The 13,315-nt window shown below is 50.4% G+C and carries 11 protein-coding genes; 9 read left to right on the forward strand and 2 right to left on the reverse strand.

Features of this window, described 5'->3' with window-relative positions; genetic code table 11:
* Positions 1-87 precede the first annotated feature (87 nt).
* The gene (locus OCU43_RS16675) at positions 88-1,497 is read right to left on the reverse strand and encodes an aminotransferase-like domain-containing protein (RefSeq protein ID WP_091359475.1); all 1,410 of its coding nucleotides are present in this window, start codon (positions 1,495-1,497) and stop codon (positions 88-90) included.
* A 109-nt stretch (positions 1,498-1,606) separates the two neighbouring features.
* Here OCU43_RS16675 and ccoG point away from each other — a divergent pair, with 109 nt between their 5' ends.
* On the forward strand, positions 1,607-2,965 hold the full coding sequence (ccoG, locus tag OCU43_RS16680) for a cytochrome c oxidase accessory protein CcoG (protein ID WP_091359472.1): 1,359 nt from the start codon (positions 1,607-1,609) through the stop codon (positions 2,963-2,965).
* Between the two features lie 87 nt (positions 2,966-3,052).
* On the opposite strand, the gene OCU43_RS16685 is transcribed toward ccoG, so the two are convergent.
* On the reverse strand, positions 3,053-3,448 hold the full coding sequence (locus tag OCU43_RS16685) for an acyl-CoA thioesterase (protein WP_091359469.1): 396 nt from the start codon (positions 3,446-3,448) through the stop codon (positions 3,053-3,055).
* Between the two features lie 472 nt (positions 3,449-3,920).
* On the opposite strand from OCU43_RS16685, the gene OCU43_RS16690 reads away from it, so the two are divergent.
* The 8 genes from OCU43_RS16690 to OCU43_RS16725 all read left to right on the forward strand — a co-directional run bounded on the left by OCU43_RS16690 (position 3,921) and on the right by OCU43_RS16725 (position 13,053).
* Positions 3,921-4,826, forward strand: a complete 906-nt coding sequence (locus tag OCU43_RS16690) for a LysR substrate-binding domain-containing protein (RefSeq protein WP_091359468.1) — start codon at positions 3,921-3,923, stop codon at positions 4,824-4,826.
* A 301-nt stretch (positions 4,827-5,127) separates the two neighbouring features.
* The gene (locus OCU43_RS16695) at positions 5,128-6,129 is read left to right on the forward strand and encodes a Bug family tripartite tricarboxylate transporter substrate binding protein (RefSeq protein ID WP_245756592.1); all 1,002 of its coding nucleotides are present in this window, start codon (positions 5,128-5,130) and stop codon (positions 6,127-6,129) included.
* A 326-nt stretch (positions 6,130-6,455) separates the two neighbouring features.
* The gene (locus OCU43_RS16700; RefSeq protein WP_091359463.1) at positions 6,456-7,649 is read left to right on the forward strand and encodes a CaiB/BaiF CoA transferase family protein; all 1,194 of its coding nucleotides are present in this window, start codon (positions 6,456-6,458) and stop codon (positions 7,647-7,649) included.
* Positions 7,650-7,715: 66 nt separating this feature from the next.
* Positions 7,716-9,062, forward strand: coding sequence for an MmgE/PrpD family protein (locus OCU43_RS16705; RefSeq protein ID WP_091359461.1), 1,347 nt, complete (start codon positions 7,716-7,718; stop codon positions 9,060-9,062).
* A gap of 507 nt (positions 9,063-9,569) precedes the next feature.
* Positions 9,570-10,166: a cysteine hydrolase family protein gene (locus OCU43_RS16710; RefSeq protein WP_091359458.1), complete on the forward strand. Its 597-nt coding sequence runs from the start codon at positions 9,570-9,572 to the stop codon at positions 10,164-10,166.
* 89 nt (positions 10,167-10,255) lie between these two features.
* Entirely contained in the window at positions 10,256-11,254 is a 999-nt protein-coding gene (locus OCU43_RS16715) for a TRAP transporter substrate-binding protein (protein ID WP_175483545.1), read from the forward strand.
* Between the two features lie 25 nt (positions 11,255-11,279).
* Positions 11,280-11,771 carry a TRAP transporter small permease gene (locus OCU43_RS16720; RefSeq protein WP_091359453.1) on the forward strand — a complete coding sequence of 164 codons (492 nt, stop codon included), beginning with the start codon at positions 11,280-11,282 and terminating at the stop codon, positions 11,769-11,771.
* Positions 11,764-13,053, forward strand: a complete 1,290-nt coding sequence (locus OCU43_RS16725) for a TRAP transporter large permease (RefSeq protein WP_091359451.1) — start codon at positions 11,764-11,766, stop codon at positions 13,051-13,053. The genes OCU43_RS16720 and OCU43_RS16725 overlap by 8 nt, the downstream gene beginning before the upstream one ends.
* Positions 13,054-13,315: the final 262 nt, after the last annotated feature.

The raw sequence follows: 13,315 nt of genomic DNA on the forward strand, positions 1-13,315 counted from the left end.
TACTCGTTCAGCTACTTTTGCCGCTCAGAATATACTGACGTGCAAACTAGACACAGGCTCAATTTTTTAATTTTTAATCAAGACAGATTAACCGTGCGGCACCAATACAGCAGACAGAATATTCAGCGCCTCAACCCGACGCTTATCCCAGGGATGGGAAAAACTGAGGCGCATACAGTTGCGAAATTGCCCCGATACCGAGAACAACGGCCCCGGGGTAATCACCACCCCACGATCAAGCGCTTCGGGATAAGCCTCTAAGGTATCCACCCCGTCAGGTAGTTCAACCCACACCGCTAAGCCACCCTGCGGCAGGCTGATTCTCAAATCCCCGGGCCAGGCTCGCAGGTGCGCAATCAGCCGGTCACGTCGTTCACGCAACTCATGGCGCTGGCGGCGCAGATGAGCCGCAAAACTGCCATCGGCAATAAACTCAGCAACCCCTTGCTGCAGATAGCGACTACTGCTCAGTTGGGTAACCAGTTTAAGTTTGATAATCCGTTCGTGCCATCGCGCACCTGAGATCCAGCCCAGCCGCAGGTCCCGGGATAACGATTTCGAAAATGAGCTACAGAGGATCACCCGGTTATATTGATCCAGCGCTTTCAGCGGATCAGGCACCACTCCCAAAGCCGTATCGGCATAGATATCATCTTCAATGATGGCCAGATCGTGCTGTTCCGCCAGCGACAGTAACCGCTCGCGGGGATCTTTTGGCATCAGTGCTCCGCCCGGGGTAGAGAAGGCCGGTGAGACTATACAGGCTTTAACTTTCCAGCGTTTGAGCACCTCTTCCAGCGCCTCTATATCCATTCCCGTGGAGATGGATGTTGGCACCTCAACAACTTGCAACCCTAACTGCTCAAGCAGCTGCAGGACACCATAAAATCCCGGGGACTCCACCGCTACCACATCCCCCTTTTCGCAGGTCGCCATCAACGCCAGGAATAGCGCATGCTGACAGCCGGAGGTGATACACAACTCATCAATATCAACCTGCCAGCCACGGCGTAACAGGTGCAGGGATAGCTGTTCCCGCAAGCCTGCATCCCCAGCTGGGGTATCATAATACTGATAGTCATCACCTTTCTGTCGCCGAAGCGCTCTGGCAACCGAACGATTGAGGGTAACAATACCCGAGGGCAGCTCCCCCGCATGCAGGTCCGGTAACAGATCAAATGCCGCACTGCGGCGCATGATATCCAACAACAGATCACTCACCGTTACCGGCCTGGGTGCCTCGATACGTGAACGGCTGATCGGCTCTTTTACTGTCTTGGCATGCAGGGCAACAAAGTAGCCCGCTTTAGGCCGGGCCTCCAGCAAGCCCTGCGCTTCAAGCCGCTGCAGCGCATGCTGGACAGTCGCTTTTGACAGCCCATGCTGCTTGCACAGCTCCCGGATCGAGGGCAACCGATCCCCCATCAGCCAGCGCTGTTCTTCAATTCCCTTTAAGAGCCAGCTCTCAAGCTGTTGATAGAGATAGTCTGATGCCATTGTGCCTTACCGCCTAACTGTACCTATTAACTATATTTTTTTTATACCTGTTCCTATACAAATTACAACCGTAATCTACCGCAATCACAAAATTTAGTAGATTGCCGCCATGCAAAAAATTCCTGTTATACAAGATCCAACGCCTCCATTTGCAACCGATGGTAAGTTTCACGTGCGCCTCACCGAGGGGCGATTTCAAAACCTCAGACGGCTGACAACCTGGCCCATGATCGCGCTGTTTTTCGGTCTTGCCTGGATACAGATCGATGGTCAGCCGTTTCTGTTTTTCTCTTTTGAGCACCGCCGTATCACCCTCTTTGGCAGCGCGTTGTCCTGGCATGATTTGCCACTACTGGCAGGATTAATGATTGCAGGCGCGACGCTGCTGTTTTTTATGGCGGTTGCCTGGGGGCGGGTCTGGTGCGGTTTTGCCTGTCCGCAGAGTGTCTGGACCTGGCTGTTTATCCGCATCGAACAGATGACAGAGGGTCGTGCCAGTGAGCGGGCTAAAACTGATCACCTGCCGCTACGCGGTAAGCGTTTGTTACGCCGGGTGCTGAAACATCTTCTCTGGATCTCTCTCTCAATACTCACTGCAGCAACTTTCACCGGATACTTTGTCCCTATCCGCGAAATTGCTGCAGATATGCTCAATCTTCAGATGTCATCCGCGCTGTTTGGATGGCTGGCTATTATGGCGGCGCTGACCTATGCCAATGCAGGCCTTGTGCGGGAAAAAATCTGTCTGCATGCCTGCCCTTACTCCCGCTTTCAGAGCGTTATGTTTGACGACAACACTCTGACCGTTAGCTACGATGCCAAACGTGGTGAACCCCGGGCCAACCGCCGCAACGCCGATGCAAACAGTGGTGACTGTGTCGATTGCGGTATCTGTGTACAGGTCTGCCCCACCGGCATCGATATTAGAAATGGCTTGCAGGCTGCCTGTATCGACTGTGCAGCCTGCATCGATGCCTGTGACAGCGTCATGGATAAAATTAACCGCCCACGCGGATTGATACGGTTTGCATCCGAACGGCAACTGGAAGGTAAACAATCCCCCTTCCTGCGCGCAAAACTGGCGGGCTATGCAGCTGTATCCCTCTGCGCGATCATGGCAGTCATCTATGGTTTTACCGATACTAAAAGCTTGCTGATAGAGGTGCGCCGCGACCGCACAGCGCTGTTTACCCAACTGGATGCCAATACCGTCTGCAACAACTATCGCGTCAAAGTGGAAGGGTTTGCCCATGATCAGGAGCTGATTAAAGTATCCCTGTCCGGCGCCCCAACATTTACCCTTAACGGGCCGGATACTATCCGTCTGAGCGATAGCAACTCAGCCTGGTTACCTTATCGTATATGTGGCAGTAATGTGGAAGAAATGAATGCAAAACTGGCATTCGTCTTCACCGGCAATGGCATATCAACAGCAAAGGAAACCACCTTCCTGTCAAAACTGATCTGATAGCGGTGCCACCTGACAGCCTGCTGTCAGACGCTGTAAAACCGGGCAGGGCTGCCCGGTTTACAACCCATTAAATGCAGTATTCACTCACTCCTGAGCTAACAGATAGGGGGAGAGTTGCTGGCGTATTTCATCATTCACTCTCACCGGTTTGCGGGTATCCATATCCAGAGCCACAATCGTTGTACTGGCCTGAACACAAAGTTTATCCTTCTGCCAGATCTCCTGCGCAAAACTGATCGAACTGTTGCCAATCTTATCGACTGCAATTTTTACCGTTACCGGACTACCCCAGAGTAACTCCTTGCGATAGTTGACGGTAAGGTTCACCACCATCCATGGCTGGGTGATCGCAAGATGCTCACGACACATCGCTCCCCTGCCATCGCTTAGCCATACCGGTATTACCGTGTTGTTGATATGGCCTCGCATATCCGTTTCACTAAAACGCGGTTTGATAACAATTTCAAAATAGTTGGACATAGTAACTTTCAGCTCCGTTTTAGTTCTGATGACTGTTGCATCATACAGCTCGCCAACAATGGTTATGCTCTTAACATATATTGAACCATTATAAGTGGCAGCGAAAAGACTAATTTTCTAAGACAACCGAGTTATTCAGATGATAATACCTATCCTGTGAACACAGTGAATGACTGATTAAACTGATTGATGCTGCATTTGTTTATTTCAATAATCCGTTTCAGCGACAGGAGAAATCATCAAACCATAAACCATATTTAAATGTGACAATCGAGGCTAATAGCAATATTATCTAGTCGCCCAGATATAAAAGATTAACTTCTAACAGGGTTATAACACCATCTGATCATCTATTGATCCAGATAATAGCAGTCAGAGTTAGACGCAGCTTTTTATAACGGGCTAATCTATACTTTATTTATGTTTATGGGCGTGTTCGGTTAGCCGAAACAATAAAAAGCAAGGCGGGTGTATGAAGTATCCTATTCCACCACTTAATCCTCTACGAACTTTCGAAGCGGCGGCAAGGTTATGCAGCCTGACAGCGGCGGCAGATGAATTACATGTTTCTCAGGTCGCTGTCAGTCGTCAGGTTAAAGTTCTGGAAGAGTATCTTGGCGTTATGCTTTTCCGACGTTTGCACAGAGGGATCGAGCTGACACGGGAGGGTAAAGAACTTTATCAGGGCATCGCCCATGCATTTCAGGATATTGGACATGCGGCACGACAGGTCTCCCGACGGGGACGCAGGAATATTCTCTCAATACAGTCATATACCACTTTTTCTCAACGTTGGCTGATTCCCCGTCTGGCGCAGTTCCACGACGAGAATGAAAACATCGAGGTACGACTGACTTCTTCCCTGCTGGCAACAGACTTTGAAACACAGAACATCGATGCTGCTATTCGTTCTGGCTATGGAGACTGGCCCGATTTGAATGCCGAGAAGCTGGTTGATATTGAGTTGATACCGATCTGTTCCCCCACTTTTTACGAAACCAATAAGCTCCCCAGCCATAAAGATCTGTCCCGGGTACGCATGCTCCAGTCGATGGCTCGCCCGCAAGACTGGGAGCGCTGGATGGCCAGCGTAGACTTGTCACTGAATTCAACATCCGAACTACGATTCGATACCTCTGCACTCGCTTATGAAGCAGCATCGATGAACATCGGAGTTGCCATCGCGGTGAAAGTTTTTGTTGAACCGCAACTGAAAAACGGCAGCTTCATTGCCCCGTTCAAAGAAACCTGTAAAACCGGAGAGGGTTATTATCTGGTCTGGCCTCGTAATGTTGAGCCCTCCCAGACACTGCTCAAATTTTTATCCTGGATGAGAGCTCTGATGAACGAAGGCAATGGGGGAATACCTGAGGCTTAATCAGCTGCACAAAAGCGCGTTCAAAGTCACCTGACCAATAGGAATTGACGCGACCACTAATAAACAAAAGTGCTGATAAACGCTGCTTTCCTGGCACATCCGCTCATTACACCCCGACGAGAACTTTATCCTCTGATCTCATCTTCAGTGCTGGCACCACAGAATCTTGCCCAAATTTTAAGTGTCCCATGGCCTTACAAATACTCAGTACCACCCCCGAGTGCTTTTTGAGATATTCAATACAGGGGAAACGCCCTGATTTTAAATAAAAAATAAAAAGTTAAACCACGGAGGCCGTCTTATGATGGTTAGCAGAGTTAAAAAGAACGCCCGCAAAATCCTCACCACTGTCGCACTGACATTCGCCACTGCCGTTGCTACTTCAGGTACCGCCTTCGCTGACAGCGACTGGCCTACAGGTCCGGTTAAAATGATCATGCACACCAAGGCCGGCGGTTCATCTGATGTATTTATTCGTACTCTGGCAAAAAGTCTGGAGCCTCAGATCGGTCAGAAAGTTATTGTTATCAACTCTCCTGGGGGCGGCGGCGCCAGCCAGATGAGCAAGATTCGTCCGGCAAAACCCGATGGTCTGACACTGGGCATCAACACCCTGACCCACTTTACCGGGATGCTAACCAACCTCAAAGGTACCTTCAGCATGGATGACTTCTCCTGGATTGGTTCCACTCAGGAAGATGCAATTTTGCTGTTCGTTCGCGAAGATTCAGAAATTAAAAACCTGGATGACCTGATTGCTAAAGCCAAAGCAAATAATGGAACAGTCAATATCGGTGGCTTTGGTCCGGTGGGCTCTATGCAGAACATTGGCGTTTCCATGTTAGAAAACGCTGCCGGTGTTAAATTCAACTGGGTTGGCTTTAACGCCACCCCAGATATCATCAGCGCGTTGCTGGGTGGGCATGTCGATGTCGGTGTGTCTAATCTGGGTGCAACCCGCTCTTTCTTCGATGCTAACCGCATTAAAGGCCTGGGTGTGCTGGGTGAAGAGCGTCTGACAGGTCTGCCGGATCTGAAAACCTTCGGTGAGCAGGGTTACGATGTAGACACAAGCTGGGTACAGGTACGTGGCATCTTCGGTCCTGCTGGTATTCCAATGGAGACGCAACAGAAGATTGCTGATGCTTTTCATAAAGCGATGCGTAGTGATGATTACCAGAAATACGCGCGTGCTGCCGGTGTGACCGATTCCTGGATGGGCCCCGAAAAATACTCTAAATTCACCAAGAGCGTTACTAAAGTCGCTGAAACACAATTGAAAGCGGCAGGCGTACTCGAATAATTGAGCACGATAGATACAGATATAGTAACCGCACTGGGAAGGGCTTAACAAACCCATAATGTAATCTCAGTAAAGTCAAGAGCCCGGATAACCAGAACCTTATTCCCGGGCTCTGCTCCTGTAACCGACATTGCTTGTATCGCTAGCCGATTTGTAGGCAGCCCCGCATAGCGAACAGTTATATAAAATCTATACTATCAGCGACCTACCCTGGCCTATCGCAAGGGAGTCCTGAAACACTCTCACCGGTAGATACAACAGTGCAGGCATTTAAACAAAACCGCGTGACATAACAGCCTGTACAACAAATATATTGTGAGGAATTTATGTCTAAGGCATTCGATAACATCCGGGTAATCGATACCACCCATGTCCTTGCTGGCCCTTTTGCCAGTTATCAGATGGCCGTACTCGGCGCAGAGGTGATTAAAGTCGAATCACCTGAAGAGCCTGATCAGGCTCGGATGCAAGGTTCCGACCGCTCTCTGAATGATATGGGCATGGGTACTGCATTCATGGCACAGGCATCGAACAAAAAAACAATGGCGCTGGACCTGAAAACCGAAGCCGGTGTTGAAGCGATGAAACGCTTAATTCAGACCGCAGATGTCTTCGTAGAAAACTACAGACCCGGCGCTTTTGACGCTCTGGGACTGGGTTACGAGGAGATGTCCAGGTTAAACCCAGGGCTGATCTACTGCTCTATATCCGCTTTCGGTTCAACCGGCCCAAGACGTGAGCAGACCGCCTACGATGCGGTTATTCAGGCCTTTTCCGGCATGATGGCGATGACCGGCCACGGCGATGGCAAGCCATTGAAAAGTGGCGCACCGGTTGTCGACTACGCCACCGGCACTACCGCAGCCTACGCAATTTCCGCAGCACTGTTCCAACGTGAACGTGAAGGCGGTAAAGGCCAGTTTATCGATGTCTCGATGCTGGATGTTGCCACCATTCTGTGTAGCTCACACCTGACCGGTTATCTGTGGAATGGCAAACACCCGGAGCAGAAAGGAAACGTATTCCCATTTGCCACTATCGGCTACTACCATGCTTCTGACGCCCCGATGATGATCTCTGCGTCTAACCTGCCGCAACAGCGCAGACTCTGGACAGCGCTGGGCCGGGAAGACATGATCAAAACCGATAATAACCAGCGACTGGATGCGCATGCCGAAGAAGCCGAGGTGCTTACCAGTATCATTGGCACTATGTCTGCTGACTACTGGGAAAAATTCCTTCAGGAACGAGGTATTCCGGCAGCCCGCGTTCGTCGTCTGGAAGAAAGTATTGCAGATCCCCATATCGCCAGCCGCAAACTGCTGCATAAGCATGATGCCCCTGACAGCCCGGTTGACGGACTGACAGTACCGGTTGCAGGGTTCATCATGTCCGATAGCCATTCCGAGATCAATCTGCCACCACAGCCGGTTGGCGCGCAAACCGCAGAACTGCTGCAGGAACTGGGTTATACCCAGGAGGAGATTGATGCCATGCAAAAACTCGGCGCGACTAACTGATATTCAAATAGTTAATGAATCATGCCAATGCCCTCCCCAGTGGTTTTGGCTGGCGACAGGATCGATATGATAAACAATCCGATACAATCCCTGGCCGAAGCGGCTGCAAACTGGCATCAATTGCCCCTGAGTGACGATATCAGCCAGGCCACCCGCCGGGCTATCCTCGACTGGTTTGCCACCACACTACCAGGCTGCGTTCAACCTCCGGCGATGCTTCTGGCTGCTGCCTGTCATTCCAGTCGGGGTAACGGCAAAGCGGTCTGTTATGTGGATGGCAGCCTGGGTTCCGCCCGCCATGCTGCACTGATTAATGGCACCGCCAGCCACACCGTCGAGTTTGATGATATTTTCAAAGATGGTGGCTACCATCCTGGCAGCCCGACGATCGCCGCAGCGCTCGCCGTAGCTCAGGATCAAGAAGTTTCTCTGGAGCAGTTACACCGGGCAGTTATTGCCGGTTATGAAGTCGGCTGCAGAATATCTCTGGCTATCCAGCCAAGCCATTATACCTATTGGCATATCACCTCAACGGTCGGCACAATTGGCGCTGCGGTTGCTGCCGCGATGCTGTTGAAAGGCGATGCAACCATCATTGCCAATGCCATCGCACTGGCGACCAGTTTCGCCGGGGGGCACCAGCAGAACCTGCAGGGCGAAGGGATGGCTAAAGCGATGCACCCTGGGCACGCCGCCGATGCCGGCATTCTGGCCGCGATGGCCGCCGCCGAAGGTATGACCGGATCGATGGACAGCCTGCATGCACCAAAAGGTTATGCTGCGGCTACCAGCGACTCAACCGGTAACTGGGATGCGGCATTTGAAGGCCTGGGTGAGTGGACCCCGATCACCCGGATGACGGTCAAAAATCATGGCTGTTGCGGGCATATTTTTCCGGCTCTGGACGGGCTCAGAATACTCCAGTCTGAACATGGTTTCGCCGTAGAGGATATTCACAGCATCCATATCAAAGGTTACGGCCCAACCTATAATATGTGTAACCGGCCTGCGCCCAAGTCAGCTCAGGAAGCACGCTTCAGTATCCAGTACTGCATCGCCGCGCAGTTCTTTCTGGGCGGTGTGCGTCTCAGCGCATTCTCCGAATCAGCCCTTGCACGGGAAGATATCAGGGCGTTCATGCCCAGAGTCAGCGTCAGCGAAGATGCTGAGCTGGCCGCAGCCTACCCCAGAAAACGGATGGCACGTATCAATGTTACCCTCAACAATGGACAGACGTTGAACCATTTCCAGCAAACCCGCAAAGGGGACCCTGAAAACCCACTGACCGACGCAGAGATGATCGCCAAGTATGACGAACTGGCGGGCTCAGTTATCGCCCCTGAGACACTGGTAAACCTGCGTCACCAGATTTTGCATAGCAACAATCTGCCACAGGAAATTGCGCTGAAATAACCCTCTATTCTGGTCCGCACCAAGCAAATACGTTTAATAAGCCTGATCCACGGATCAGGTTTATCTGCGTATATTGCAACCTATAAAAACCGCTATCCCAGCTAAGTCTTTAGCCCGTCTAATACTATTAATCCCGCAATAATTAACATTGTCAGATACTCATTATGATACTACCGTTTTATCTACGATAAATAACTTACTCTACTCTTCCTTAACTGTACCTATTCATTTTATTAATTCTGTACCTATCATTATTTACAAAAATATCAATAACTAAAATTTAAATAAATTACAGTCACTAAAAACAGCATCAATAACGGGAAAAACAACAAATTATAATCACATTACAATCAACAACTTAAAATAAATCATTGTATTAAAAACCTTATCAGACCAACTTTTAACCACCCCAAAGAAAACAAATAGTTTCTTCAAACACCGACTCATCTTGGCTAGATTTACTAAGACAAACCTTAAACAAGAAAAATATCCCCGTAGGTACGTTATATGAGATCCGCACTTATCATTCTCGATATGCAGAATGAACTGATAGACCCTAAAGGCAAAGTTGGCTCTAAAGGCTTCTGGAAAACCGTTGATGAGTTAAAGCTGGTTGAGAAAACAGCCAGGGTTGCCGATGCTTTTCGCGACAGGAACTGGCCCGTTGTATTCGTCAATGTTGGCTTTGAAAAAGGCTACATTGATGCCATCAGTCAACAATCCAGACTGGCACACCTGAAAGAGATGAACGCCATGATCATCGGTGAATTCGGCACAGGCTTCCCGCCTGCACTGGCACCTCGGGAAGGCGAACTGGTGGTCACCAAACGGGCGGTCAACCCATTTCACAATACCAACCTTCTCAACTGGCTGCAGTGTAACAAAGTAGAGCATATCGTTCTGGCCGGAGTGTACACCCATATGGTGGTCGATAGCACCGCGCGACACGGCGATGACTCTGGCCTGTTCGTCTCGATCCTGGAAGACTGCTGCGCCTCGCCAGACATGGAACTACACCGGACCGTGTGCGAAAAAGTTCTGCCACTATTCGGCACCGTAACAGACTCTGTCACGCTACTTGAACAGATCGGCCAGCAAGCCTAACAGCCTGGCGCTGGCACATCCCTGCCAGGACAACGCCTTTTCCATACTCATATTTTAATCCCTACCAACAAAAATAACGGATAAGAATGATGAAATACTTAAAATACTCACTGATCTTCGCCGCTGCCATTCTGTGCAACATGGTTTCAATCGCGAACGCCGCAGAGTTTAACTTGCGCATCGCTAACTGGAACCCAAACCCTCATCACGCGGTCTCTGTCGCGCTGAACGAGTGGGCAGATAAGATCAATAAAGAGTCCAATGGACGCATTAAAGTAACGGTAGATAAAGCCATTATCGGTAAACCTGCCGGTCAGTATGACCTGATTAAGCAGGGCGTTGTCCAGGCTGGATGGGGAGCATTGCCCTGGACTCCGGGACGCTTCGAACTGAGTCAGGTCGTTGAACTGCCTTTCCTGGTTCCCAGCGCCGAAGAGGGCAGCCGTAAAATTACCGAGATCTGGCAGAAACACTTCGCCGATAAAGAGTTTACCGATACCAAACTACTTGCTATTCATGTTCACTCTCCCGGTGTACTGCATACCAAAGAGAAAGTCACCTCCCCCGCTGACCTTAACGGCATGAAAATCCGCACCATCGGCTCTGGCGTAAAGTGGGCCGAAGCGCTGGGGGCAACGGCTGTCGTCATGCCTGCCAGCAAAGCACATGAGGCACTGGCCCGTGGCGTCGCCGATGGCATTCTGTTCCCCTGGGATGCGATCAAATCTTACCGCCTGGAAAAGCTTCTTCCTTACCATTTAGAAGTTCCCAACGGTTTTTATACCATCGCTTTCTTCTTTGCGATGAACCAAAAATTCTATGATTCACTACCCGCAGATCTTCAGGCACTGATTGATGCTAACTCTGGTCCTGAGACAGCAGCCTTCCTCGGCCGCGCATGGGATGCTGCCGCGGCTAAAACCCGTAGCGATATCGCTGCTGACCCAGACCACGAAATCAATACAGTGACCTCTGAAGTACTCAGCGATCTTCAACAACGCTCCAAAACAATCACTGCCGAGTGGAAAGCCAAAGCCGAAGCTCAGGGTATCGATGCTGACGCCGTTCTGGCGGAATTCAGCGAATAACCTTAGCGAATAAGGGAACCTGAATATGATTGGCGAATATGCCCGTCGAACCACTGCCGTGTTTACGGTAGTGGTTTTAGCTGCGCTCTCTGTACTTATCTTTATAGATGTTATCGGGCGCTACATTTTTTCATCGCCACTCCCTGGAAGTATCGAGCTGGTCGAAGGCTTCATGGCAGTAGTCATGCTGGGCTCGCTGACTCAGGCAACCTATTCACGCGAACATATCCGACTCGAGTTCATCATGATTAAAGCGTCTCATGGCTGGCGTACGGTGCTTGAAAAACTGAGTCAGTTCGCAGTGTTACTGGTAACGGCAGGAATCGGATGGGGGCTGTTTGAGAGAACCCTGTCCCTGCGTGATTCCGGTGATTTAACACCGGTACTGCATCTGCCGATCTATCTGATGGCCGGATTTGCGTTTCTGATAGCCGTTGCAGCGATCATGGTCGCCGCCCGATTGCTGTTTAGCCCCGACTCTTCAGACCTGCCCTCAGGAGAACCTAATCATGACTGAGATAGAAGTAACCATTCTGGTTGTCAGCATGCTGCTGGGCATGATGCTGCTCAGTATCCCCATTGGTGCATCTATGGCGATCTCAGCCTTTACCGGCATCCTGATTCTGTATGGTTTTGATACCGCGTCGTTTATCATCGGCGAGGTGGCGATGGAGATCAGCTTCAACTACGAGCTTTGCATCGTGCCGCTCTTCATTCTGATGGGCAACCTGGCAACCCGTTCAGGGATGTCAGCCGATCTTTACGAAGGCTGTTCCCGCCTTTTCGGGGGACTGAAAGGTTCACTGGCGATGTCCACCATTGCGGCGTGTGGATGCTTTGCTGCGGTTTCCGGCTCATCCCTGGCAACAGCGACGGCACTGGGCCAGGTCGCCCTCCCTGAGATGAAAAAATATGGTTATAGCGATGCACTGGCCACGGGTGCAGTGGCTGCTGGCGGCACCATTGGAGTACTCATACCTCCATCCATCATTCTGGTGATCTATGGCGTACTGACAGAGACCTCCATCACAGACCTGTTTGTCGCAGCGGTGATACCCGGAATCATGCAGTTGATTATCTACACCCTGACTATCGTTATCGTCGTACGAATGTGGCCAAAATCCGCTGGCGCAGGCACCCCCACTACGCTGAAGCAAAAACTAAGCGCACTGCCTAAACTAGCCAGCATGGTCTCTTTGTTTGTACTGATTATCGGCGGCCTCTATCTGGGTATTTTCACGCCAACAGAAGCCGCCGGATTCGGCGTCATCTTCGCACTGATTATCGGTTTAATTCGCAGATCACTGAGCTGGCGTCACATTGTCGAGTCGCTGAAATCAACAACCAGGACGACCGGGATGATTGCCCTGATCGTGTTTGGTGCCTTTATGCTGATCAACTTCTTCGTTCTCACCCGCGCCAACATCACCATCGCAGACTATATTGTCTCGTTTGATGCACCGCCAATGCTGATCCTGTTGAGCATCCTGTTAATCTATCTGATTTTAGGTTGTTTCCTGGACAGTATCGGCATGGTTCTGCTAACCATTCCAGTGGTATTCCCTATCGTGCAGAACCTCGGTTACGACCCGGTATGGTTCGGCATCATTCTGGTGATTGTGGTGGAAACCGGCATGATAACCCCTCCGTTGGGAATCAACGTATTTGCGATAAAGTCGATCGTTCCAACGGTCAAGTTATCAACGATATTCAAAGGGGTAACCCCGTTCTGGGCAGCAGATATTACTCGTCTGGCACTGCTGATTATCTTCCCGGGTATTACACTGTTTTTACTCTAGGGCAGCAGTACTAAACCCGGACATGCCACAACAAACACATCATAAAGGGGAAGGCGTTATAGCAACGACTTCCCTTTTTTATTACCCCTGTTTAGTCCCACTTCCCCCTCTAGCGGGACGACCTGAAGATCGATCACTACTGAGTTAAATCCTGCCGCAACACCAACGCTCCAGCCAGTTCCAAAACTCTGCAAAACCAACCATTCTGCAGCGGCTCGCATGCCCCCCCCAAAAAACCAAACTGGATAGTCCAGACGGTTTC

The sequence above is a fragment of the Amphritea atlantica genome, assembly GCF_024347255.1.
GTDB lineage: Bacteria > Pseudomonadota > Gammaproteobacteria > Pseudomonadales > Balneatricaceae > Amphritea > Amphritea atlantica.